The organism is Stenotrophomonas rhizophila (assembly GCF_000661955.1).
GTDB classification, from domain to species: domain Bacteria; phylum Pseudomonadota; class Gammaproteobacteria; order Xanthomonadales; family Xanthomonadaceae; genus Stenotrophomonas; species Stenotrophomonas rhizophila.
The window spans coordinates 4,285,366-4,308,128 of the sequence record NZ_CP007597.1 but is presented as its reverse complement, the minus strand read 5'-3'; the positions used below and the strand labels follow the sequence as shown (position 1 = coordinate 4,308,128).

19 protein-coding genes are annotated in these 22,763 nt (G+C 66.9%); 8 read left to right on the top strand and 11 right to left on the bottom strand.

Annotation, left to right across the window (positions count from 1 at the left end; translation table 11 throughout):
- Window positions 1-89 precede the first annotated feature (89 nt).
- Window positions 90-2,246 carry a peptidyl-dipeptidase Dcp gene (gene dcp / locus DX03_RS18910; RefSeq protein ID WP_038691190.1) on the top strand — a complete coding sequence of 719 codons (2,157 nt, stop codon included), beginning with the start codon at window positions 90-92 and terminating at the stop codon, window positions 2,244-2,246.
- Window positions 2,247-2,615: 369 nt separating this feature from the next.
- Here the strand turns inward: dcp and DX03_RS18905 are convergent, their stop codons facing one another.
- Window positions 2,616-3,065: a 3-dehydroquinate dehydratase gene (locus DX03_RS18905; RefSeq protein ID WP_038691188.1), complete on the bottom strand. Its 450-nt coding sequence runs from the start codon at window positions 3,063-3,065 to the stop codon at window positions 2,616-2,618.
- Between the two features lie 3 nt (window positions 3,066-3,068).
- Window positions 3,069-3,476, bottom strand: coding sequence for a hypothetical protein (locus DX03_RS20485; RefSeq protein ID WP_051598934.1), 408 nt, complete (start codon window positions 3,474-3,476; stop codon window positions 3,069-3,071).
- A 185-nt stretch (window positions 3,477-3,661) separates the two neighbouring features.
- On the opposite strand from DX03_RS20485, the gene lepB reads away from it, so the two are divergent.
- A complete protein-coding gene (gene lepB, locus DX03_RS18895) occupies window positions 3,662-4,291 on the top strand; it encodes a signal peptidase I (RefSeq protein ID WP_425598316.1) in 630 nt (209 codons plus the stop codon).
- 132 nt (window positions 4,292-4,423) lie between these two features.
- On the top strand, window positions 4,424-5,695 hold the full coding sequence (locus DX03_RS18890; protein WP_038691185.1) for an MFS transporter: 1,272 nt from the start codon (window positions 4,424-4,426) through the stop codon (window positions 5,693-5,695).
- A 21-nt stretch (window positions 5,696-5,716) separates the two neighbouring features.
- Here the strand turns inward: DX03_RS18890 and DX03_RS18885 are convergent, their stop codons facing one another.
- From DX03_RS18885 to DX03_RS18875, 3 genes are read right to left on the bottom strand one after another with little or no spacing between them, the layout of a single operon-like run.
- Window positions 5,717-6,175 (bottom strand): hypothetical protein, encoded by a 459-nt coding sequence (locus tag DX03_RS18885; protein WP_038691183.1) that lies wholly within the window; start codon window positions 6,173-6,175, stop codon window positions 5,717-5,719.
- A 50-nt stretch (window positions 6,176-6,225) separates the two neighbouring features.
- Window positions 6,226-7,131: a LysR substrate-binding domain-containing protein gene (locus DX03_RS18880; protein ID WP_038691181.1), complete on the bottom strand. Its 906-nt coding sequence runs from the start codon at window positions 7,129-7,131 to the stop codon at window positions 6,226-6,228.
- A gap of 13 nt (window positions 7,132-7,144) precedes the next feature.
- Window positions 7,145-8,110: a LysR family transcriptional regulator gene (locus DX03_RS18875; protein ID WP_038691179.1), complete on the bottom strand. Its 966-nt coding sequence runs from the start codon at window positions 8,108-8,110 to the stop codon at window positions 7,145-7,147.
- Window positions 8,111-8,216: 106 nt separating this feature from the next.
- Here DX03_RS18875 and aceB point away from each other — a divergent pair, with 106 nt between their 5' ends.
- Window positions 8,217-9,866 (top strand): malate synthase A, encoded by a 1,650-nt coding sequence (gene aceB / locus DX03_RS18870; RefSeq protein ID WP_038691177.1) that lies wholly within the window; start codon window positions 8,217-8,219, stop codon window positions 9,864-9,866.
- 242 nt (window positions 9,867-10,108) lie between these two features.
- Window positions 10,109-11,401, top strand: coding sequence for an isocitrate lyase (gene aceA, locus DX03_RS18865; protein WP_038691175.1), 1,293 nt, complete (start codon window positions 10,109-10,111; stop codon window positions 11,399-11,401).
- Between the two features lie 113 nt (window positions 11,402-11,514).
- Here aceA and DX03_RS21310 read toward each other — a convergent pair whose 3' ends face one another.
- The 3 genes from DX03_RS21310 to DX03_RS18860 all read right to left on the bottom strand — a co-directional run bounded on the left by DX03_RS21310 (window position 11,515) and on the right by DX03_RS18860 (window position 13,441).
- Complete coding sequence (locus tag DX03_RS21310) at window positions 11,515-11,886, bottom strand: hypothetical protein (RefSeq protein ID WP_185753400.1); 372 nt, start codon at window positions 11,884-11,886, stop codon at window positions 11,515-11,517.
- Between the two features lie 281 nt (window positions 11,887-12,167).
- Window positions 12,168-12,863 (bottom strand): hypothetical protein, encoded by a 696-nt coding sequence (locus DX03_RS21305; RefSeq protein WP_185753399.1) that lies wholly within the window; start codon window positions 12,861-12,863, stop codon window positions 12,168-12,170.
- 5 nt (window positions 12,864-12,868) lie between these two features.
- The gene (locus DX03_RS18860; RefSeq protein ID WP_244880149.1) at window positions 12,869-13,441 is read right to left on the bottom strand and encodes a contractile injection system protein, VgrG/Pvc8 family; all 573 of its coding nucleotides are present in this window, start codon (window positions 13,439-13,441) and stop codon (window positions 12,869-12,871) included.
- A 485-nt stretch (window positions 13,442-13,926) separates the two neighbouring features.
- On the opposite strand from DX03_RS18860, the gene DX03_RS18855 reads away from it, so the two are divergent.
- Together DX03_RS18855 and DX03_RS18850 are read left to right on the top strand one after the other, a co-directional pair.
- Complete coding sequence (locus DX03_RS18855) at window positions 13,927-14,970, top strand: GGDEF domain-containing protein (RefSeq protein ID WP_038691173.1); 1,044 nt, start codon at window positions 13,927-13,929, stop codon at window positions 14,968-14,970.
- A gap of 16 nt (window positions 14,971-14,986) precedes the next feature.
- Complete coding sequence (locus tag DX03_RS18850) at window positions 14,987-17,518, top strand: putative peptide modification system cyclase (protein ID WP_081797283.1); 2,532 nt, start codon at window positions 14,987-14,989, stop codon at window positions 17,516-17,518.
- Here DX03_RS18850 and DX03_RS18845 read toward each other — a convergent pair.
- Window positions 17,472-17,780, bottom strand: a complete 309-nt coding sequence (locus tag DX03_RS18845; protein WP_038691171.1) for an NHLP-related RiPP peptide — start codon at window positions 17,778-17,780, stop codon at window positions 17,472-17,474. The genes DX03_RS18850 and DX03_RS18845 overlap by 47 nt on opposite strands.
- A 145-nt stretch (window positions 17,781-17,925) precedes the next feature.
- Between DX03_RS18845 and DX03_RS18840 the strand changes: the two genes are divergently transcribed.
- Window positions 17,926-19,095 (top strand): putative peptide maturation dehydrogenase, encoded by a 1,170-nt coding sequence (locus DX03_RS18840; protein WP_038691169.1) that lies wholly within the window; start codon window positions 17,926-17,928, stop codon window positions 19,093-19,095.
- Between the two features lie 7 nt (window positions 19,096-19,102).
- On the opposite strand, the gene DX03_RS18835 is transcribed toward DX03_RS18840, so the two are convergent.
- Together DX03_RS18835 and DX03_RS18830 are read right to left on the bottom strand one after the other, a co-directional pair.
- Entirely contained in the window at window positions 19,103-21,085 is a 1,983-nt protein-coding gene (locus DX03_RS18835) for an acetyl/propionyl/methylcrotonyl-CoA carboxylase subunit alpha (RefSeq protein ID WP_038692652.1), read from the bottom strand.
- 62 nt (window positions 21,086-21,147) lie between these two features.
- Window positions 21,148-22,758 (bottom strand): carboxyl transferase domain-containing protein, encoded by a 1,611-nt coding sequence (locus DX03_RS18830; RefSeq protein WP_038691167.1) that lies wholly within the window; start codon window positions 22,756-22,758, stop codon window positions 21,148-21,150.
- Between the last annotated feature and the right edge of the window lie 5 nt (window positions 22,759-22,763).

The following is a 22,763-nucleotide window of genomic DNA, read 5'->3' as shown; positions in this document are numbered from 1 at the left end:
GTCCGGCACATGCCGGTCCCGGGCAATCGGAGTAGGGTGATCGGCTGCGGTTTTTCCGCAGTCGCATCCCATTCCAAGGAGCCCGTTTCATGTCGCGTACCGTAGTTTTGGCCGCTGCCATCAGCCTGGCGCTGGCGGCCTGTTCCGGCAAGGAGTCCACCCCCGTGTCCGACACCCAGACCCCCGCCGCGCAGCAGCCGGCCGATGCCTCCACCAATCCCCTGTTGAGCGCCAGCACGCTGCCGTTCCAGGCGCCGCCGTTCGACAAGATCAAGGACAGTGACTACCTGCCGGCCTTCAACGAAGGCATGAAGCAGCACCTGGCCGAGGTCCGCAAGATCGCCGACAACCCCGAGCCGGCCACCTTCGACAACACCATCGAAGCGCTGGAGCGCAGCGGCGAGACCCTGACCCGCGTGTCGCGCATCTTCTTCGGCCTGGTCCAGGCCGATACCAACGACGCGCGCCAGAAGATCCAGGAAGAAGTCGCCCCGAAGCTGGCCGACCACCAGGACGAGATCAACCTCGACCCGAAGCTGTTCGCCCGCATCAAGAGCATCTACGACCAGCGCCAGTCGCTGGGCCTGGACCCGGTGCAGCTGCGCCTGGTCGAGCGTGACTACCAGGAGTTCGTGCGCGCCGGCGCGCAGCTCAACGACGCCGACAAGGCCTCGCTGCGCAAGCTCAACGTGGAAGAAACCACGCTGGCCACCCAGTTCCACACCCGCCTGGTAGCCGCCACCGCCGCCGGTGCCGTGGTGGTCGACGACAAGGCCAAGCTGGCCGGCCTGGACGAGGACGCGATCAACACCGCCGCGGCCGACGCCAAGGACCGCAAGCTGGACGGCAAGTACCTGCTGCCGCTGCAGAACACCACCCAGCAGCCGGTGCTCGGTTCGCTGAGCGACCGTGAGCAGCGCGCCGCCGTGCTCAAGGCGTCGGAAACGCGCGCCGAAAAGGGCGATGCCAACGACACCCGCCAGACCGTACAGCGCCTGGCCCAGCTGCGTGCGCAGAAGGCCAAGCTGCTGGGCTTCGACAACTACGCTGCTTACAGCCTGGCCGACCAGATGGCCAAGACCCCGGCGGCCGCGCTCAAGCTGCTCACCGACACAGTGCCGGCGGCCACCGCCAAGGCGCGCGGTGAGATCGGCGAGATGCAGAAGGTGATCGACGCCCAGAAGGGCGGTTTCAAGCTGGCCGCGTCCGACTGGGACTTCTACGCCGAACAGGTGCGCAAGGCGCAGTACGATCTGGACGAGTCGCAGATCAAGCCGTACTTCGAGATGGACAACGTGCTGCAGAACGGCGTCTTCTACGCCGCCACCCAGCTGTACGGCATCACCTTCAAGCCGCGCACCGACATCCCGACCTACCACGCGGACATGAAGGTCTACGAAGTGTTCGACAAGGACGGCACCTCGCTGGCCCTGTTCTACACCGACTACTTCAAGCGTGACAGCAAGTCCGGTGGCGCCTGGATGGACGTGTTCGTCGAACAGGACGGCCTGACCGGTGCCAAGCCGGTGGTCTACAACGTGTGCAACTTCACCAAGCCCGCCGCCGGCCAGCCCGCGCTGCTCAGCTTCGATGACGTGACCACGATGTTCCATGAGTTCGGCCACGCCCTGCATGGCATGTTCTCGAAGGTGAAGTACCCGTCCATCGCCGGCACCAGCACCTCGCGCGATTTCGTCGAGTTCCCCTCGCAGTTCAACGAACACTGGGCGCTGGACCCGAAGGTGTTTGCCAACTACGCCAAGAACTACAAGACCGGCGAGCCGATGCCGCAGGCACTGGTCGACAAGATCCTCAAGGCGCGCACCTTCAACCAGGGCTATGCGACCACCGAGTACCTGTCGGCCGCGCTGCTTGACCTGGCCTGGCACACCCAGCCGGCCGACGCGCCGCTGCAGGACGTGGCCAGCTTCGAAGCAGGCGCGCTGAAGAAGTTCAAGGTCGACCTGCCGCAGGTGCCGCCGCGCTACCGCACCACCTACTTCGACCACATCTGGGGCGGTGGCTATTCGGCCGGGTACTACGCCTACTTCTGGGCCGAAGTGCTCGACCATGACGCCTTCGAGTGGTTCAAGGAAAACGGCGGCCTGACCGCGCAGAACGGCCAGGTGTTCCGCGACAAGATCCTCTCGCGCGGCAACAGCGTGGAGCTGTCGGACCTGTACCGCGATTTCCGCGGCAAGGACCCGTCGGTGGAACCGCTGCTGGTCAACCGCGGCCTGAAGTAACCGCGGCCGGGTACAACGAAAACGGCAGGGGAAACCCTGCCGTTTTTTTTTGCTTGTCGCGCGCGTGAGGGCCCCGTAGCGGCCGGTAGGCCCCTGGCGCAAATGTCCCCCGGCCGCGGAGCGGCCTCCTCCTTTATTTTGCCCAGGCGCCTACCGGCCGCTACGGGACTCGGCTTGCGGTAAGCAGGCAGAAGCCAAGCCTTTCTGGCGTTGGTCGGTGGGTCGGGCGCTGGGGCCCCGTGCCCTTGGAGGCGAAATAAAGGGGGAGGGGGCGGCCGCAGGCCGACGCCGGAGGACATTCGCCGGAAAGGGCATGGGGCCCCAGCGCCCGACCCACCGACCGACCCCCGCGCGTGGCGGCCGTGTCCCTCACGTCCCCACGTGCACCCCGTCCACGATCTCGCTGCACCCCAGGTGGTCCAACGCGATCTCCAGCGCATGCATGTAGCTCTGCGCGCAGTACCCGTGCGCCACCCCGATGCGCTGGCCGATGTCCGGCGGCAGGCACGCTTCGGGACTGCGCGTGTCATCGTCGTGCACTTCCACATAGGCATTGCGCAGGTACGGCAGCAGCTGTTGCAGGCGCAGGCTGCCCACGCACGCACCCGGGTCCAGCAGGGTCACCTCGCCACGGCTGTGGTCGGCCACGCGCAGTGCATCCAGCAGTTCCTGTTCGGACCCGCATGCGCGGATGGCCACCGTGGTGCCCGCATCGATCGCACGGTGCACCAGCGATTTCAGGACCGGTGCCGGCAACGGCTGCGCGGTGCGGATCAGCGCGCCGGCCGCCTCCGGACCACGGATGATGAAGATCGACATGGCTCAGCCCTCCGCCGTCAGGCGACGCGCAGCGATCGCCAGCGACAGCCGGCACGCATCGTCGCGGCCGCTGCTGCACACCACCCGCGCCGTCGGCGCGTGCTGCGGGTGCAGGTGCTCGTCCAGCGCGTCATCGTCGTTGCTGGCCATCTCGATGTAGGGCGCCGGCAGCGCCTCCAGCGCCGTGCGCAGCGCCTGCCCATAGCGCGCCCATTGCGGCGCATCCACCGCCGTGGTGGCGATCAGCACCAGCGCCGGACGGCTGCGTTGCGCGCGCTGCAGGCAGCGCACCAGCGCCGGCAGGGAATCGCAGTCGCGGCAGGCCACGCGGTGCCCGGCCACCCGGGCAGGCAGCGGCAGGGCGTCCGGTGCCGCGCCAGGCGGCGAGTGCCGGATCATCAGGATGGTCATGCAACACCTCGTTCAAGCGCCTTGCGGCGCGGTGGTGCCACGATGCGACCGGACCGCGTAAAACCGCCATGCCCCCGGTGCCTGCAGCGCATAAATTCCGCGTAGCTTCTGGGCCCGTGGCCGGGGAACTTGGCGGGCCCCGCCACGGTCATAGCCCCACACCCCGAGAGAGCCTGGCCATGGATATGCCCGCTACCGAACCCACCGCCGCACCCTCCAACCGCATCGTGCACTGGCTGAAGAAGGAAGCACTGCCGCTGGCCGTGATGCTGGGCCTGCTGTTGGCCGCGCGCGACTCGCTGGCCAACCACTACCAGGTGCCCAGCGGCTCGATGCAGCACACCCTGATGCCGGGCGACCGGGTCGTGGTGGACATGCGCGCCTATGGCCTGCGCCTGCCCTTCACCTCGGTCGAGCTGCTGCACACCGGCCAGCCGCAGCGCGGCGACGTGGCGGTGTTCGACTCCCCCGTGGACGGCATCCGCCTGATCAAGCGGATTGCCGCGGTGGGCGGCGACCGGGTCGAGCTGCATGACGGCCACCTCAGCATCAATGGTCGGCCGCTGGCCGACGCCAGCCAGGGCGAGGTCGAGGACTTCGGCCAGCATGTGGCCCAGCTCGATCTGGGCCAGGGCGGCGGGCCGGACATCACCGGCCTGACCGTGCCGGACGGCAAGGTGCTGATGCTGGGCGACCACCGCGGCAACAGCGCCGATGGCCGCTTCTTCGGGCTGGTCCAGGCCAGCGCGTTGTACGGCAAGGCCTCGCACGTCTACTACCGGCGCGGGGACGGCCTGACCTGGCAGGCGCTGTAACCACGGTCGCGATCTGAATCGATATGTAGAACGTCTCGATGCAGACATTCCAGGTTATGGATCGACCTGTCGACGCTGCCTATCCTGAGCGCTGACTTCTCGTCCGGGCCCGCGCAGGCGGGCCCTTTCCGCATGAATGGCGACACCGAAGCGGTTCCCGACCGCAGCTCCCCAGCCCCCACGGCGAGAGCGGCAGACCAGATCCAGCAGGGCACGCCCGCGTTCCGGCGCACGGCGGCTGCGCTGTTCCTGGCCGGGTTCTCCACCTTCGGCCTGCTCTACACGGTGCAGCCGCTGCTGCCCGAGTTCAGCCGGCATTTCGGCGTCTCGGCGGCCAACAGCGCGCTGACCCTGTCGCTCAGCACCGGCCTGCTGGCGGTGTCGATGCTGATCGCCGGGCTGATCTCCGACCGCATCGGCCGCCGCGGCGTGATGGTGGCGGCGCTGTTGGTCTCCAGCGTATTGTCGGTCGCCACCGCGATGGCCACCGACTGGTCCACCCTGCTGGTGCTGCGCACGTTGCTGGGCATTGCGCTGAGCGGCGTGCCGGCGGTGGGCATGACCTACCTGGCCGAAGAAATGGACAGCCGCGCGTTGGGCCTGGCGATGGGCCTGTACATCGGCGGCAACGCCATTGGCGGCATGAGCGGCCGGCTGATCGCGGGCATCGTGGCCGACCACTGGGGCTGGCGCTGGGGCATCGGCGTGGTCTCGTTGATCGCGCTGTTCAGCACCGTGCTGCTGTGGATCCAGCTGCCGCCGTCGCGCCATTTCCAGCAGCGCCGCAGCGGCCTGCGCGAACTTCCCGCGCGCTGGGGCCGTCTGTTCGCCGACCCCGGCCTGCCGTGGCTGTTCGCCACCGCCTTCGTGCTGATGGGCGTATTCGTCACCCTCTACAACTACCTCGGCTACCACCTGCTCGCACCGCCGTACCGGCTGAGCCAGACCGTGGTCGGCCTGATCTTCAGCGTGTACCTGGTCGGCACCTTCAGCTCGGCATGGATGGGGCAGCAGGCCACCCGGCATGGCCGCAGCCGCGTGCTGGCCATCTGCTACGGGCTGATCGCGCTGGGCATCGTGCTGCTGGCACTGCCGTGGCTGGGCTGCATGGCGGCCGGCATCGCGCTGGTCACCTTCGGCTTCTTCGGCGGGCACTCGGTGGCCAGCAGCTGGGTCGGCAGCCGGGCCGGCACGCTGCGCGCCGAAGCGTCGGCGCTGTACCTGTTCGCCTATTACCTGGGGTCCAGCGTGGCCGGCGTCATCGGCGGCGTGTTCTACACCCACTGGGACTGGCTGGGCGTGTGCGGTTTCGTCGGCGTGCTGACAGTGGCCGGCGGCGTGATTGCCTGGCGGCTGGGGCAACGTGTGCAACCGGCGGGCGCCGCGCTGGCGGTGAGCCGCTGACGGCCGCGCCGTGCAGACCGCCTAGCCGGCATGCACGACGGGGCGCTCCTCCAGCAGCACAACGTCTTCGGCCAGGACGTGGAACGCCACATTCTCCGCCATGAATTGAATGCTGAAGTGGCGCAGCGACGGCGGCGTATGGGACGAGATCGACCGCCATGCCGCCAGGCTGCCTGCGGCCCAGTCGGACTGGGTGAATTCGGTCAGCTCACCCAGCGTGTAGCGCCCTGATCCTGCGTCGAACGCGAACAGCGTGCTGCCCGGAAACGGCTGTTTGATCAGCGAATGCACGCGGCTGAAGCGTATCTCGCGTGTCAGCATCGTCATCGCCTCATCCCGCTCATCGTCCGGTGCTTCTCTTTCGTAGGCCACCTCGAGGACGACATCCAGGCCTTCGGAGCGGAAGGACACCGTCGATTCGCCATACCCAGGCAGCCACTCGTAGGGGTTGAAGATGGAACGTGGTGCGCCGATCAGCATGGCTGTCCTTGTATGGGATGTGTCTCTTCCGCTGTTGGCCTCGCCCGTGCTCAACCGTGGGCCTGGCCCTGCAGCAGCTGGGTGAAATGTGCGATCAGCGGCGAGGCGGTGCCGCGTCGGCAGGCTACGTGCACTTCCGAACTGGCGGCGCGGTCGCTGAGTGCCACGAAGCGCGCGCCGTCCACCTGGATATGGCTGCACGAGGCGGGCAGCACGGTGACCCCGAGGCCGGAGGCGGCCAGGCTGATCAGCGTCGAGGCCTCGCCAGCCTCCTGGATGATGCGGGGGGTGAAGCCCGCGCTGCGGCACAACGCGATGAAGTGATCGTGGATCCCGGCACCGACCTCGCGCAGGAACCCCACGAACGGTTCGTGCGCGAACAATCGCAGCGCCACCGACGCGTCAGCCGGCAGCGCCCGCACCAGCGGATGCTGGTCGTGCACCACCAGCGCCAGCGGATCGCTGAACAGCTTGCGCGACATCAATGGCGCCGGCAAAGCACGTTTGCGGATCAGCCCGACGTCGAGCTCACCGGCCATCAACGCATCGATCTGCTGCAGGGTGTTCATCTCGCGCAGCTTCAACTGCACCTGCGGAAACTGCTGGCGGTAGGCGAAGATCGCGCGCGGAATCTGCGTGGACAGCGGCGTTGCGCGGGTCAGCCCGATGCGCAGCTCGCCGGTTTCGCCGCGCTGCGCGCGCTGGGTCAGGTCGACGGCCTTGTCCATGCGTTCGAGCACCGCCGTGGCCTGTTCCTGCAGCACGCGGCCGGCTTCGGTCAGCTCCACGCGGCGGTTCGCACGCAGGAACAAGCGTGCGCCGAGCAGTGTTTCCAGCTGACGGATCTGCTGGCTGAGCGGCGGCTGCGACATGCCCAGGCGTTCGGCCGCGCGGCCGAAATGCAGGGTGTCGGCGACGGCCAGGAAATAGCGCAGGTGGCGCAGTTCGATCGACATGGCAGGGCAGGCGTCAGCGCTCGGAATGACCGCTTTCATCATAGCTGCGCGGACTGAACAGGTCCGGCTGGATCAGCTCGATGAAGGCACGCGCCTGCGGCGACAGGAAACGCCCGCGGCGCACGATCACCCCGTAGCTGCGCTCGGGGAACCAGGCACTCATCGAGCGCGTCACCAGCCGGTCGCGGTCGGCATCGTTGAGGCACAGCGCCGGCACGATCGAGATGCCCATGCCCATCGCCACGTACTGCTTGATCACTTCCCAGCCGCCCACTTCCAGCGCCACGGTGTAGGGCAGGCGGTGGCGCTGGAACACCTGGTCGACCAGCCGGTAGGTGATCTGGCGCTTGGGGGGCAGCACCAGGGGGTGTTGGGAGATCGCCTCGAGACTGAGCTCGCCGCGCGCCAGCGCATGCCCGGGCGGGGCGATCAATACCTGCTCGAAGCGGTAGGCGGGGGCGTAGCTGAGGTCGGCCGGCACGTCGGTCATCGAACCCACCGCCAGGTCGGCCGCGTCGCTGCGCAGCAGGTCGGTGCCGTCGGCGCTGATCGCGTTGTGCAGGGTCAGGCGCACGTCCGGGTGGCGCTGGCGGAAGCGCTCCACGATGCGCGGCAGCAGGTACAGGATGGTCGAGCTGTTGGCGGCGATGTTGAGCTCGCCGGCATCCAGGCCCTTCACCTTGTCGCGGAAGCTGGCCTCCAGCCCGTCCAGGTTCTCCACCAGCGGCAAGGCCATCTCGAACAGCAGCTGGCCCTCGCGGCTGGGCACCAGGCGGCGCCCGCTGCGCTCGAACAGATCCACGCCCAGTTCGCGCTCCAGCGCCTGCAACTGCTGGCTGATGGCCGGCTGGCTGACAAACAGTGCCTCAGCCGCCCGTGAGACAGACCCCAGGCGCACCGTCTGGCAGAACGCCCGCAGCGGCTTGAGCCGGTCAGACTTGTAGGAAAAACGGGGACTTGGCGCGGGCGGTGTGGGCATGGCGTCACGAGTATAAGCACAACTTATGTAAAGCATTGCTATAACTGTTTTGTCATATACGGTACGGCGGCGCACGGTGGGGCCTACCGCAATGCAGGAGCCCGCCATGTCCGCCGTCGCCGCTTTCGCCACTGCCCAGCCCACGCCCGCCGATGCCCCAGCCACCCCCGGGATCGCGCTGACCACCCAGCTTGCCGGCCAGTCCGCGCTGCTGCCGGCGGGGGTACTGGCCTTGCTGGTGTCGCTGCACCGCGCCGTGGAGCCCGAGCGCCAGCGCCGGCTGCAGGCCCGGGTGGCCCGCCAAGCCTTCTTCGATGGCGGCGGGGTGCCGGACTTCCGCGCCGACACCGCGCACATCCGCAGCGAAGACTGGCGCGTGGCGCCGCTGCCGGACGCGCTGCAGGACCGCCGCGTGGAGATCACCGGGCCGACCGACCCGAAGATGGTCATCAACGCGCTGAACTCCGGTGCCAAGGTGTTCATGGCCGACTTCGAGGATTCCACTGCCCCGGCCTGGGCCAACCTGCTGGCCGGCCAGCAGGCGCTGATCGGCGCGGTGCGCGGCGACCTCACCCATACCGGCCCGTCGGTGGAGGGCAAGCCGGGCAAGCAGTACACGCTGCGCCCGTTCAACGAACAGGCGGTGCTGATCGTGCGGCCGCGTGGCTGGCACCTGGACGAAAAGCACGTGCGCATCGACGGCCAGGCCATCGCCGGCGGGCTGTTCGACGCGGCGGTGTTCGCCTTCCACAACGCCCGCACGCTGATGTGCAAGCAGCGCGGCCCGTACTTCTACCTGCCCAAGCTGCAGTCGATGGAAGAAGCGGCGCTGTGGGAAACCGCGCTGTCGCACATCGAAGGCATGCTCGGCCTGCCGCATGGCCAGATCAAGGTCACCGTGCTGATCGAGACGCTGCCGGCGGCGTTCGAGATGGATGAAATCCTGCACGCATTGCGCGACCGCATCGTCGGCCTGAACTGCGGCCGCTGGGACTACATTTTTTCCTACATCAAGACCTTCCGCCAGCACGCCGACAAGGTGCTGCCCGAGCGCGGCCAGGTGACCATGACCCAGCCGTTCCTGAAGGCCTATTCGGAACTGCTGATCCGCACCTGCCACCGCCGTGGCGCGCATGCCATGGGCGGCATGGCCGCGCAGATCCCGATCAACCACGATGCCGCCGCCAACGAACAGGCGATGGCGCGGGTGCGTGCCGACAAGCTGCGCGAAGTGACCGCCGGGCACGACGGCACCTGGGTGGCGCACCCGGCGCTGATTCCGATTGCCCAGGCGATCTTCGACGCGCACATGCCCACGCCGAACCAGCACCACGTGCTGCGCAATGACGTGCAGGTGGGCCGCGACGCACTGATCGCCGCCCCCACCGGCACCATCACCCGCGCCGGCTTCGAGGGCAATGTGGAAGTCTGCGTGCGCTACCTGGCCGCCTGGCTGGACGGCAACGGCTGCGTGCCCATCCACCACCTGATGGAAGACGCGGCCACCGCCGAAATCAGCCGCAGCCAGCTGTGGCAGTGGCTGCACACCCCCGGCCAGCACCTGGACGACGGCACCGCCATCGACCTGGCGCTGCTCGACGCCACCCTGGCGCAGCTGCCCACCCGGCTCGGCGACACCCGCGCGCTGCCCGGCAGCGCCCGCCTGCCCGAGTCCATCGCGCTGCTGGCCGAGCTCAGCCGCCGCGACACCCTGACCGACTTCCTGACCCTGCCGGCCTACGACCGCCTCGCCTGATTCCGCTGCCCTGCACCCCGCCAGCCGGGCAGAGCCCGGCTCTACGCCCAAACACCCCGTAGAGCGGGGCTCTGCCCCGCTGCCCGGTCCCGGCCAGCCCAAACACCCGTAGAGCGGGGCTCTGCCCCGCTGCCCGGTCCCGGCCAGCCCAAACACCCGTAGAGCGGGGCTCTGCCCCGCTGTCCTTCCCACCCCAGCCCGGCACCGTCCGGCGTCCCGCATTCCCTTCCTGGAGAACCGACATGAGCACCCTGCAGACCGCCGAACAGATCCAGCACGCTTGGGCCACCGACCCGCGCTGGGCCGGGATCACCCGCAACTACACCGCCGCCGACGTGGTGCGCCTGCGCGGCACCGTGCACGTGGAGCATTCGCTGGCGCGGCTGGGTGCCGAAAAGCTGTGGACCTACCTGCAGGAAAAAGACTTCGTCAACGCACTCGGCGCGCTGACCGGCAACCAGGCCATGCAGCAGGTGAAGGCCGGCTTGAACGCCATCTACCTGTCCGGCTGGCAGGTGGCCGCTGACGCCAACCTGGCCGGCCAGATGTACCCGGACCAGTCGCTGTACCCGGCCGACTCGGTGCCGGCGGTGGTCAAGCGCATCAACAACACCCTGCTGCGTGCCGACCAGCTGCACCACGCCGAAGGCAAGGACGACATCGACTTCCTGCAGCCGATCGTGGCCGATGCCGAAGCCGGCTTCGGCGGCGTGCTCAACGCCTTCGAGCTGATGAAGGCGATGATCGAGGCCGGCGCGGCGGGCGTGCACTTCGAAGACCAGCTGGCCTCGGTGAAGAAGTGCGGGCACATGGGCGGCAAGGTGCTGGTGCCCACCCGCGAGGCCATCGAGAAGCTCAACGCCGCGCGCCTGGCCGCCGACGTGATGGGCGTGCCCACCCTGCTGGTGGCGCGTACCGATGCCGAAGCCGCCGACCTGCTGACCAGCGACGTGGATGGCAACGACCAGCCGTTCACCACCGGCGAGCGGACCGTGGAAGGCTTCTACAAGACCCGCAACGGCCTGGACCAGGCGATCAGCCGCGGCCTGGCCTACGCCCCCTACGCCGACCTGATCTGGTGTGAAACCGGCAAGCCGGACCTGGAGTTCGCCCGCCAGTTCGCCGAAGCCATCCATGCCAAGTTCCCGGGCAAGCTGCTGGCCTACAACTGCTCGCCCAGCTTCAACTGGAAGAAGAACCTGGACGACGCCACCATCGCGACCTTCCAGAAGGAAATTGCCAAGTACGGCTACAAGTTCCAGTTCATCACCCTGGCCGGCTTCCACGCCCTGAACTACTCCATGTTCAACCTGGCCCACGGCTACGCCCGCCGCCAGATGAGCGCCTTCGTGGAGCTGCAGGAGGCCGAATTCGCCGCCGCCGACCGCGGCTTCACGGCGGTCAAGCACCAACGCGAGGTCGGCACCGGCTACTTCGACGCGGTCACCCAGGCCATCCAGCAGGGCCAGTCCTCGACCACCGCCCTGAGCGGCTCGACCGAGGAAGAGCAGTTCAACGCCGAACGGGCAGCCTGACGATCACCAAGGGCGGCCAGGGAAGGCCGGGGCGACGGGCGGTCGGGGGACCGCCCGTCGTGTCTGTGCGTAAGGGGAGCTGTGCGGTGCTTGGGAATAACGTCGAATGCGGGTCATGGGGAGCTTATGCACACAGAAGCGGGATCCAGCTTGGAATCTTCCTCATAGCGGTAGCTTTCAGGATTGAAGCTGAGTTTGATCCTTTGCGGCGGGTCTTCCTCGTGTCCGGACGCTGCACACCCACGCGTGGCAGTCAGATCTGGCCACGGTTCCGTGATGACGACTGGCGCGATGACATCCTTGAATTGTCCCTCAAGCACGTTGATGGCCGTGCCATCCCCGCATTGCACGAATCCAAGGTAGTGGACTACGTCGACGTCACCGTAGTTAGAGCCGAAATGCTTCACAAGTTGGTCTGGGCGACCGTCGGCATTGAGATCTGGCTTGCCAGCGCTGTAGGTTTGACCAACGGTCAGGCTGTACATGCACTCACCATCCACTCCGGGTGGGCAAGCGCTGATCGTTTCATGGCCTTGCGGAGATGCCCTAATCACAACCAGGTCGTCAACCGCTGCATTCGCGCAACGCTCCTGCAACGTTCGCGTGTGTGCAGCAGCGAAGCATGTGCCGGCTGACAGGAGAAAGGGGAGAAATGGAAAAAGTGCTCGCGCCATGGATCAAACTCCGTGGTATCGATCTGCAGACTGTTGAGCGTGTCCGCAATCCACCACGTTCATTACTACAATTGAGTGTCCGATAACGCGCTTCAGTGCGAGCCTCGATCGCCTGGACCAGACTCAAATAGTCCCCTGCACTCTGCTTCCACTGCGGAGCGTTCTCCATTGAGAACAACCTTCTTGTTTTCGTGGATGTCCCAAACGCCAAGCTTCGCCTGAGCACTGCAATCCGGGTTGCCATCGACCGCGACGTATCTTCCATCGCTTGAGATCAACGGAAATGGACCAGCCTCCTCGTCATAGAAGAAGGCGTTCTCGCGCAGCGCTGAGATGGGTAGAGTGTCTATGTATGCGCCCGGCAATGAAACCAGGTTCGTAGTAGATCCAAGGTGCGCAACCACTGCCAGATATGAAGCCGGTTGAACATCAACAAGCACCATCCCGACGTACACATTGCCCGGAATACTCACATCAGCTAGTGCACCCATCTCTGCTGGAACATCGATTGGATGAAGGACTTGGTTGCCACAATGGACCAAGGTGCTCTTTGGAACGTAAGCGCCCGCGGAGACCAGGATGGCGCTGCCGTCCGATGAAAATCTGGCTGGCGTTGCACCCGTTGCGATTGTGCAAGACTGATGTGTCGTCGCATCCACCAACAAAATACTCTTGCCATCATGGGAGATGGAAATGGCTTCATTGACGCGGCCAACGTCGGTGTTTGGCAAGGCCGCTGAACACGATGTGGCGAGAGTCGAGAGGAGGCCAATCAGCAGGGAATTCATGGTATTCACAGTAGAGTGAGCTTGGCTAATCGTGTCGCGTCAAGACGTCGCTCATGTGCGATACCTCCGCCGTTGATCGCGCGAGTCACCGCCAGTGACGTCCTTCTCTCAAGCCAGCTGGCGCTGCTCGGCAAACGCGGTGATGCCGTCGAGTGCTTCGGCGATGTCGGCGAAAAGCCCCAGTCGCTCTCGGGGTACTGGGTAGTGATGGCGCGGGCGGGCAGGGCGGACTGCACGTCGAAGCGGAACACCGCCTGCGGGTAGTCGCCGAAGATCTGCTCGCAGATGGTGCGGGTGTCCAGCTCCTGGAAGATCACCGCGTTGCGGCGCAGCTCCAGCAGGGCTGTCCACGACTCCAGGGTGAGCCGGTGTCGGGCCAGGCCGACGTCGCTGCCTAGCTGGGCCACCTCGGGCAACAGGCCATGCCACTGACGCAGGCGGCCGTCGGCTTGCCGCGGTTGCAGGGTCAGCGGCTGCTCCAGCCACGGGTCCATGTCCAGGAACGCAGCGGTGGACAGGCAGTCGATCTCGACGCGGCTGCTGCCGCAGACCGATTCCTGGTCCTCGAAACGTTCCACAACCAGGCCAGGGGCTGGGCTCTGCAACTGGATCAGGCGTGCCTGTTGGGACCGAGCGGCAAGCGCGGCCACGGCCGCAGTGCCGGATATATCCATATCGTCGACATTCCGTAGTGCAGGAAATCGAGCCTACGGACAAGGCTCCAACCCAGCCATCGGGGAATCCTTACCCGCTCATGCAAACGGCCTGTCAGAATCAAATGCGTCAATAAAATCAAATACATACATCTAAATGAAGTGGCAAAATTCAGAAGGGTTTCAGCGATCGAGTACTCCGCGAGCGCCCACAGACGCCCTTCCGGCGCAGACGGTTGTCACCCGGATGGTGGCCGCTGGCAGGCCGGGATCGCGTCATGAAGGAGGATGTGCCGGGCCGGCCGGGAAAATTTCGGCGCCCGTGCGCTGAAATGGGATGAGGCGCACACTTTTTAGGGGTGCTATTCTCCTCGGCTCACCGGGGGAACGCTGGGAAGCGGGTGCACGGGATGACCGGCAAGGTTGCGGCGATTGTGTGCGAACAGGAACCAGGCATCGCCGAGACCGCGATGGCTGAGATCGTGCACGCCATCCTGAGCAACGCCGAGTTCGCGCTGTTCGCCGAATTCGGCAAACAGCAGTGCCTGACCAAAGGTGATCTGCTGTTCCAGCGCGGTCAAGCCGGCGACACCATGTATGTGGTCGTGAGCGGCAGCATCGAGCTGGATTTCGGCGACGACCTGGTGGTGAAGTCGCTCGGCCCCAACGAATTCTTCGGCGAACTGGGCCTGTTGATCGGCGACCATCCGCGCAGCGCCGACGCGCGCGCGGTAACCGACAGCGTGGTGCTGGAACTGGGCAACGCCGATTTCCAGCGCCTGGTCGACCGTGACCCGGGCCTGGTGGCCTATTTCCTGCGCCGTACCATCATGCGCGTGGTCAGCAACGAACAGGTCCTGATCCGCCAGCTGCGGCGGCGCAACCACGACCTGGAAACCGCGCTGGACAACCTGTACGTCACCACCCACCAGCTCACCCACACCCGCGAACTGGTGCGGACTGACGAGCTCACCGGCCTGCACAACCGGCGTGGCCTGGCCCTGTACCTGCAGGACTGCCGCAACCATGCCGACGGCGCGCCGCAGGGCCTGCTGCTGATCGACTGCGACCACTTCAAGCAGGTCAACGACGAGCACGGCCACCAGGCCGGCGACCGGGTCCTGCAGAGCGTGGCCAACATCCTGCGCTCGGTGGCCACTGAAGCGGACCTGGCCTGCCGGCTGGGGGGCGACGAGTTCTGCCTGCTGCTGCGCACGGCGACCGCCGACAACCTGCAGCACGCCGCCGAGTTCATCCTCAGCGCGGTGCACGGCCTGATGGACCGCGCCCACGGCGTGCCGCACGTCTGCCCGGTCAGCATCGGGGTGCGCCTGCTCGAGCCCCACACCGACTGGAGCGAGTGGTACGCTCGCGCCGACAACGCGCTGTACCAGGCCAAGCGCCTGGGCGGCAACCGGCTGCACTGGTCGCGTGCCGCGACCGCATCACCCTGATCGGGGGAAGATCGGCATGAACGGCGACATCGGAACGTCGACCCAGGCACCGCAGATGCGGGCGCTGTTGTTCACTGATCTATGCGATTCGTTGATCCTGGTCGAACGCATCGGCGATGCGGCCGCGGCAGAGCTGTTTCAGGAGCACGACCGCTTGGTGCTGAACCTGCAGCAGCGCTGGAACGGCCAGCTGATCGATCGCTCCGACGGGCTGTTCCTGCTGTTCGAGCGGCCTGTTGACGCGTTGGGGTTTGCCTTGGACTACCAGCGCAGCCTCAGTGCACTGGGTACCCAGCGCCGCCTCGAAGTGCGCGCCCGGGCCGGCCTGAACGTGGGCGAGGTGATCCTGTGGAACAACAGCGCCGAAGCCGTGGCCCACGGTGCCAAGCCGGTGGAGGTCGAGGGACTGGCCAAGCCCATGGCGGCGCGGTTGATGCAGCTGGCACGGCCGGGCCAGATCCTGCTGTCCGCCGCAGCCGATTCGATGGTCCGGCGCAGCAGCTCCGAACTGGGTGAGCGCGCGCACGGTCTGAAGTGGCGCTCGCATGGCCGATGGCGATTCAAAGGCGTCGAGCCGGTCCAGGAAGTGTTCGAAGTCGGGGAAACCGACGTTGCCCAGTTCCGTCGGCCACGCGGCCACGGCAAGGCCCGTCCCTCCACGCCGTGGTGGCGCAAGCCGATGGCGCTTGGGGTGCAGATGGTGATCGCCTCGGTATTGCTGGTCGCCGGCTGGGCGCTGCTGCGACCGGTGCCCGCCATTGCCTTCGCCGAACGCGATTGGGTGGTGCTGGCCGATGTGCAGAACCTGTCAGGAAACATGCTGCTCGATGACGGGTTCGAACAGGCGTTTCGCATCAGCCTGGAACAGTCACGCTTCGTGAACGTGCTGAGCAACCTTAAAGTGGAGGAAGCGCTTGGCCGGATGCAACGCGAGCGACCCACGCTGGACCTGGATGCAGCCGTCGAAGTGGCCAGTCGAGAAGGCGCACGCGCCGTCGTGGTACCGCGGGTGGAAGAGGTAAGTGGTCGACTCCGTGTCACTGCGCAGCTGGTTGACCCGGTGAGCCGCAAGGTCGTGTGGTCCACGTCGGCTGAGGACCGAGGTTTGAACTCGCTGTTCGCCTCCACCGATTCAGTGACCGCTGCGTTGCGCAAGGAGCTGGGGGAAGCGCTGCAGCAGGTCTCGCAGACCTCGCTGCCGCTGCCCCAGGTGGCCACCACCGATCTGGACGCCCTCCATGCCTATGCGGTTGGTTTGCAGGCATACGGCGATGGCCACTATGCCGAGGCGACCCGCTACTTCGATCAGGCCACCCGCTTTGATCCCTCCTTTGCGTTCGCCTACCTTGGGTTGATGCGGATCGATGTGTTGAAAGGCGATCTGGACCAGGCCCGGGCCATGCTCGACAAGGCAACCGCCATTCGCACGCGCCTTCCGGGTCGCGACCGTCTCTATCTGGATGCCTGGGCAGTAGAGCTGCGCGGCGGGCGCGTGGAGGACGTTGCGGCAAAGTGGAAGTTGCTGGCGGACCTTTACCCTGACTACCACGGCGCCTTTGCCAACTACGCGTGGGCCATGCAGACATTGGGCCACTATGTCGAATCCGAAGCGGCGGCACGGCGGGCGGCGGTGTCCTCCAATGCCCTCCAGTCCATTGCCTGGCAGGACGTCGGGCGCGCGCAGCTGGCACAGAACCGCTTTGGCGATGCGCTGGAGAGTTATCGTGTGTCCGCCAAGCTCGGTCGCTGGACCAGCAACCGCCATGTGATCGCCGCCACGGCTGCATCCGGCGATATCCCCGCTGCGATGCGCATGATCGAAGGCGAGCCGGAGGATGAACTGAGCAGCGGGTTGGAGGGCGTCGCCGTTGCCATCGATGCTGGTGATGCCGGACGTGCCTGGAAGGTCAACAAGCACGCGCGGGCAAACTGCGGTGACGGCGGATTGGCGTGTGAGTTGTTTGACCTTCAGGGTCTGATGCTGGGCGTGGCGACCGATAAGCCGACCACTGCCAAGGTCTTCGAGAAGAAGGCCCGTGAGCTTTTGCGGCTGGCAACAGATACGAAGGGCAATGACCGGCAGGACTGGTTGTTCATGGCGGCCGCTACCGTGTACGGCGCGCAGCGTGCCGGTCACCCTGAGGTGGCTGTGCGTCTTCTGGAGCCGCTGCGCACGGCGTCGAAGGCACTCAACGATGCGCGATGCGCTGAACTGATTACGATCGTCGAAGCCAATGGCGAGCGGTTGGCCGGGCAACAGGAACAAGCCGTGAAACGGCTGCAGCCGCTATTGGATGGTACCGAGCTCTACCAGGCACGCGTGGTGCTTTGGCAGGCGTTGGCAGGCCAGGCCGGCACCCAGCAACAGGATGCGCGCAAATGGCTGCTGGCGCAGGCCGGCCGGGCGTATGCGGAGAGCGCGGGATCTTACGTGCTGCAGGTGTTCAACACCCACGATCTCCGCATGGCGCGCTTGCAGGAAACGCCAGGCCAGCGTGTTGTTACGGGGCAGGCGGATGCCTCAGCTGCGCGTCGATCTCTCCGCTGACAAAGCAATGCGGCACACGGAAAATGGCCTTCGAGCTCAGCCGCTCGACCAGCCGCGCGCGCGACAGCTGGAACTCTTCCTTGCTGGCCAGCGGGCCCTGTGTCGCGCAGCTTCCGCACGCCGCCGCCACGTCCGGTGCGATGCGCTCGAGCGCCTTTGCCGGCGAGGCATGGAAAACACTGCGGAAGTCATCGTCGCTGGACAAAAGGTCCAGCAACTGCAGGGCCTGCTCGGGAGAAAGAAGGGGGAGATCCGGGGTCATGGAAAAGCACTCATAGGCGGCGGGTTGGGGACGGCGTCCAGGAGCGGCGCCTTTGCAGGTAGCGGCTGATGCAGCAACAGCTTGAGGCGCAAGAATAGCCGTTGTCGGCCGACATTCTTCCTGCAACTTCCTACTGGTAACCCGTATGCCTCCCGCCCGCTACCGCCGCTGCAGCCAATTGATGACCGAACCTCGAATGGTTGAGCAGTATTCCATGGCTGACCTGCTTGCCGGCGGGACCTCGGTGACCTCGACGATGCAGTGGGTCGCGCTGGCGCCGCACCTGCCGGTACCGGTCGCGCTGGATGAGGCGATGCTGCTTGCACTCGGCCGCCTCTCCCCCGAGCGATGGTCCGCACCGGACACGCCGGACGCAATGGTGGTGCTGGAGCGGCTGGTGGCGGCGGGCCTGACCTTTCGCGACGACAGCCCACCTACCGCTGCACTGCAGGACGAACACGCGCTTACTGCGAGTGCATGGTGGACGCCCGCCGCCGTGATGCACCGGCTGGCGCGCTGGGAAAATCAGGATAGCGTAGAGGCCTTGCGCGAGGCCGGTATGGAGACCGCTGCGGGCCTGTGCGCGCGGCTGGGCGCGCCGCCTGCGGCTATGTTCGACCCCGGTCCCGACGCGGTTGCGCTGCCGCCCCCGGTCCAGGTCCCTTTTGACGCCTGGCTCAAGCGCCGTGCGACCTGCCGCAACTTCGACCGCACCCGCGCGCTGGACCTGGCCGCGCTGTCTCAGCTGCTGTGGCGGACGCTGGCCAGCCACGGCGAGCAGCGCGAAGGCGAGCAGGCCGTCTTTCTCAAGAAAAACGTGCCGTCTGCTGGTGGACTACATCCTACTGACGCCTATCTGCTGGTCCAGGATGTGGATGGGCTGGAAGCGGGGCTCTATCACTACCATCCCGGCGCCCATGCGCTCAGCCCGACGTGCAGCCGGACAGCCTCCGGCGATGCACTGGCACGGCGTTTCGTGGCTGGCCAGGACTGGTTCGCCAACGCGCACGTGTTGCTGATTCTCGCGCCGCGCTTTGCCCGTACGTTCTGGAAGTACCGCCAACACCCCAAGGCCTACCGCGCCGTCATTCTGGATGTCGGCCACGTCTCCCAACTGCTGCTGAGCTGTGCCACCGAACAGGGGCTCGGTGCCTTTGTTACGGCCGCAATCAACGAGCAGGACATCGAGCAGGCGTTGGGGCTGGATCCGATGCAGCAGAGCCCGATGGCCATCTGCGGCATCGGGCTGCGCAGTGAACAGATGACCACCAGCGAGTTCGACCCAGGACGCCATGTATGGCAGCCGGCCGGGTGAGGCGGATTCAGTCCGCCTCGAAATCCACCAGCACCGCCCCATCGCCCACCTGGTCCCCGGCCTTGACCCGGTAGCCCTGCACCACGCCGTCAGCCGGTGCCTGCAGGGTGTGTTCCATCTTCATCGCCTCCAGCACCAGCAGCGGCGCACCGCGCTTGACCTTCGTGCCGGGCGTCACCACCGTGGCGACGATGCGGCCGGGCATCGGTGCCAGCAGGCTGCCGGCATCGGCCACGGTCTGGTCGGCTTCGCTGACCGGGTCGTGCAGGGTGAAGCGCTGGGCGCCATCGCTGCCGAACAGGTACACCTCGCTGCCGTCGCGGACCACGCGGGCACGGTGCAGGGCATCGCCGGCCTGCACGCGCAGCATGTCGCCGTCGAGCGCGCCGTGGGCGAGCACCCGCGCATCCCCGACGGTCACCGACCAGGTGCCGTCGTGTTCCAGCGCGGTCACCGCCTGCGCGGTGCCGCGGTATTCAAGGCTGATCGCATGCGGGGCGCGCGCGCCCAGCCGCCAGCCATCCTGCCGTTGCCACGGCGAATGCGGGTCGCGCGCGTCCACGCTGGCGGCGGCCTGGCTGCCGACCGCGGCAATGGCGGCCAGCGCCCACACCGTCGGGCTGCCGCTATCGGCGCTGGGTGCCAGCGCGGCCTGCTCGCGCTCGATCAGCGCCGTATCCAGGTCCGCGTGGGCGAACGAATCGGTCATCACCAGCCGGCGCAGGAACGCCGCATTGGTGGTCACGCCGACCACTTCGCACTCGGCCAGTGCCTGCTGCATGCGGCGCAGCGCCGCGTCGCGGTCCACGTCCCACACGATCAGCTTGGCGATCATCGGGTCGTAGAACGGGGTGATCGCATCGCCTTGTTCGACACCGGCGTCCACGCGCACGTGCGCGGTGTTGGCCGGCAGGCGCAGGTGGCGCAGGGTGCCGGTGGACGGCAGGAAGCCCCGGTCGGCGTCTTCGGCATAGAGCCGCGCTTCCAGCGCATGGCCGCGGATCTGCAGCTGGTCCTGCTGCAGCGGCAGCGGTTCCCCGCTGGCCACGCGCAGCTGCCACTCCACCAGATCGGTGCCGGTGATGCACTCGGTGACCGGGTGCTCCACCTGCAGGCGGGTGTTCATTTCCATGAAGAAGAAATCGCCGTTGGGGGCGGCAATGAACTCCACCGTGCCGGCGCCCACGTAGTTCACCGCGCGCGCGGCATCCACCGCGGCCTTGCCCATCGCGGCGCGGCGCTCGGCGGTCATGCCGGGCGCGGGCGCTTCTTCCAGCACCTTCTGGTGGCGGCGCTGCACCGAGCAGTCGCGCTCGAACAGGTACACCACGTTGCCGTGGCTGTCGCCGAACACCTGGATTTCGATATGACGCGGGCGCTCGACGTACTTCTCCACCAGCACGTGCGCGTTGCCGAACGCGGCCTGCGCCTCGCGCTGGCAACTGGCCAGGGCCTCGATGAAATCGGCGCTGTCGTCCACGCGGCGCATGCCCTTGCCACCGCCACCGGCGCTGGCCTTGATCAATACCGGGTAGCTGATCGCATCGGCCTGGGCGCGCAGGAACGGCGGATCCTGGTCATCGCCGTGGTAACCCGGGGTCAGCGGCACGCCGGCCTGCTGCATCAGCGCCTTGGCCGCGCTCTTGTCGCCCATCGCGCGGATCGCATCGGCCGACGGACCGATGAAGACGATGCCCGCCTCGGCACAAGCCTGGGCGAAACCGGCGTTCTCGGACAGGAAGCCGTAGCCGGGGTGAATCGCCTGCGCGCCGGTGCGGCGGGCGGCGTCCAGGATGGCGTCGGCGCGCAGGTAGCTCTCGCGGGCCGGCGCCGGGCCGATCGCGATGGCCTCGTCGGCCAGGCGCACGTGGCGCGCGTTGCGGTCGGCATCCGAATACACCGCCACGGTGGCGATGCCCAGGCGCTGGCAGGTAGCGATGACGCGGCAGGCGATTTCGCCGCGGTTGGCAATCAGGATCTTGGTGAACATGGGAGTCTCGTTGCGCGGGCCAATGGCGAAGAAGGGGCGCACCCAGCGGTGCCGCACGTGCCTTACATGCGGAACACGCCGAAGTCGGTTTTCCGTGCCGGTGCGTTGAGGCTGGCCGACAACGCCAGGCCCAGCACGCGGCGGGTATCGGCCGGATCGATCACGCCGTCGTCCCACAACCGCGCGCTGGCGTAGTAGGGATGGCCCTGCTGTTCGAACTGGTCGCGGATGGGCGCCTTGAAGCCGTCCTCTTCCTCGGCCGACCACTGCCCGCCCTTGGCCTCGATGCCGTCGCGCTTGACCGTGGCCAGCACGCTGGCAGCCTGCTCGCCGCCCATCACGCCGATGCGCGCGTTCGGCCACATCCACAGGAAGTTGGGCGAATAGGCGCGGCCGCACATGCCGTAGTTGCCGGCGCCGAACGAACCGCCGATGACCACGGTGAACTTGGGCACCTTGGCGCAGGCCACCGCCATCACCAGCTTGGCCCCGTCCTTGGCGATGCCGCCGTGTTCGTACTTGCGGCCCACCATGAACCCGGTGATGTTCTGCAGGAACACCAGCGGAATGCCGCGCTGGGTGCACAGTTCGATGAAGTGCGCGCCCTTCAGCGCGGACTCGGAGAACAGGATGCCGTTGTTGGCGATGATGCCCACCGGATAGCCGTGCAGGTGCGCGAAGCCGGTCACCAGGGTGTTGCCGTAGCGTGGCTTGAACTCGTCAAAGCGCGAGTCGTCGACGAGGCGCATGATCACTTCGCGCACGTCGTACGGCTTGCGCGTGTCGGCGGGGATCACGCCATACAGCTCGTTGGCCGGGTAGCGCGGTTCCACCGCGGCCTGCACGGCCAGGGCCGGCTCGGGCTTGCGCCAGTTGAGCTGGGCGATGATCGCGCGGACCCGGGCCAGCGCCTGCAGGTCGTTGTCGGCCATGTGGTCGGCCACGCCGGAGATGCGCGTGTGCACGTCGGCACCGCCCAGTTCTTCGGCCGTCACCACTTCGCCGGTGGCGGCTTTCACCAGCGGCGGACCGCCGAGGAAGATGGTGCCCTGCTCGCGCACGATCACCGTTTCATCGCTCATCGCCGGCACATAGGCGCCGCCGGCGGTGCAGCTGCCCATCACGCAGGCGATCTGCGGGATGCCCTGTGCGGACAGGTTGGCCTGGTTGTAGAAGATCCGGCCGAAATGGTCGCGGTCCGGGAACACCTCGTCCTGCAGCGGCAGGAACGCGCCGCCCGAATCCACCAGGTAGATGCAGGGCAGGCGGTTCTGCTCGGCCACTTCCTGCGCGCGCAGGTGCTTCTTGACCGTCATCGGGTAGTAGGTGCCGCCCTTGACGGTAGCGTCGTTGGCTACGATCACGCACTCCACGCCCGACACCCGGCCGATGCCGGCTACCACGCCCGCGCTGGGGATGGGGTCGCCGTACATGCCGTGTGCGGCCAGCGGCGCGATCTCCAGGAATGCACTGCCCGCATCGAGCAGCGCATCGATGCGATCGCGCACCAGCAGCTTGCCGCGCGCGGTGTGCTTGGCACGGGCCGCCTCGCTGCCGCCCAGCGCGGTCTGCGCCAGGGTGGCGCGCAGGTCATCGACCACCGCCTGCAGGGCAGTGCGGTTGGCCTCGAAAACATCACTGCCCGGTTGCAGCTGGCTGCTCAATACGCTCATGGCCT

Excerpts from the sequence above, each read along its gene's own strand:
- dcp (WP_038691190.1), top strand. The coding sequence starts at position 90 with ATGTCGCGTACCGTAGTTTTGGCCGCTGCCATCAGCCTGGCGCTGGCG.
- DX03_RS18905 (WP_038691188.1), bottom strand. The coding sequence starts at position 3,065 with ATGTCGATCTTCATCATCCGTGGTCCGGAGGCGGCCGGCGCGCTGATC.
- DX03_RS20485 (WP_051598934.1), bottom strand. The coding sequence starts at position 3,476 with ATGACCATCCTGATGATCCGGCACTCGCCGCCTGGCGCGGCACCGGAC.
- lepB (WP_425598316.1), top strand. The coding sequence starts at position 3,662 with ATGCCCGCTACCGAACCCACCGCCGCACCCTCCAACCGCATCGTGCAC.
- DX03_RS18890 (WP_038691185.1), top strand. The coding sequence starts at position 4,424 with ATGAATGGCGACACCGAAGCGGTTCCCGACCGCAGCTCCCCAGCCCCC.
- DX03_RS18885 (WP_038691183.1), bottom strand. The coding sequence starts at position 6,175 with ATGCTGATCGGCGCACCACGTTCCATCTTCAACCCCTACGAGTGGCTG.
- DX03_RS18880 (WP_038691181.1), bottom strand. The coding sequence starts at position 7,131 with ATGTCGATCGAACTGCGCCACCTGCGCTATTTCCTGGCCGTCGCCGAC.
- DX03_RS18875 (WP_038691179.1), bottom strand. The coding sequence starts at position 8,110 with ATGCCCACACCGCCCGCGCCAAGTCCCCGTTTTTCCTACAAGTCTGAC.
- aceB (WP_038691177.1), top strand. The coding sequence starts at position 8,217 with ATGTCCGCCGTCGCCGCTTTCGCCACTGCCCAGCCCACGCCCGCCGAT.
- aceA (WP_038691175.1), top strand. The coding sequence starts at position 10,109 with ATGAGCACCCTGCAGACCGCCGAACAGATCCAGCACGCTTGGGCCACC.
- DX03_RS21310 (WP_185753400.1), bottom strand. The coding sequence starts at position 11,886 with ATGTACAGCCTGACCGTTGGTCAAACCTACAGCGCTGGCAAGCCAGAT.
- DX03_RS21305 (WP_185753399.1), bottom strand. The coding sequence starts at position 12,863 with ATGAATTCCCTGCTGATTGGCCTCCTCTCGACTCTCGCCACATCGTGT.
- DX03_RS18855 (WP_038691173.1), top strand. The coding sequence starts at position 13,927 with ATGACCGGCAAGGTTGCGGCGATTGTGTGCGAACAGGAACCAGGCATC.
- DX03_RS18850 (WP_081797283.1), top strand. The coding sequence starts at position 14,987 with ATGAACGGCGACATCGGAACGTCGACCCAGGCACCGCAGATGCGGGCG.
- DX03_RS18845 (WP_038691171.1), bottom strand. The coding sequence starts at position 17,780 with ATGACCCCGGATCTCCCCCTTCTTTCTCCCGAGCAGGCCCTGCAGTTG.
- DX03_RS18840 (WP_038691169.1), top strand. The coding sequence starts at position 17,926 with ATGCCTCCCGCCCGCTACCGCCGCTGCAGCCAATTGATGACCGAACCT.
- DX03_RS18835 (WP_038692652.1), bottom strand. The coding sequence starts at position 21,085 with ATGTTCACCAAGATCCTGATTGCCAACCGCGGCGAAATCGCCTGCCGC.
- DX03_RS18830 (WP_038691167.1), bottom strand. The coding sequence starts at position 22,758 with ATGAGCGTATTGAGCAGCCAGCTGCAACCGGGCAGTGATGTTTTCGAG.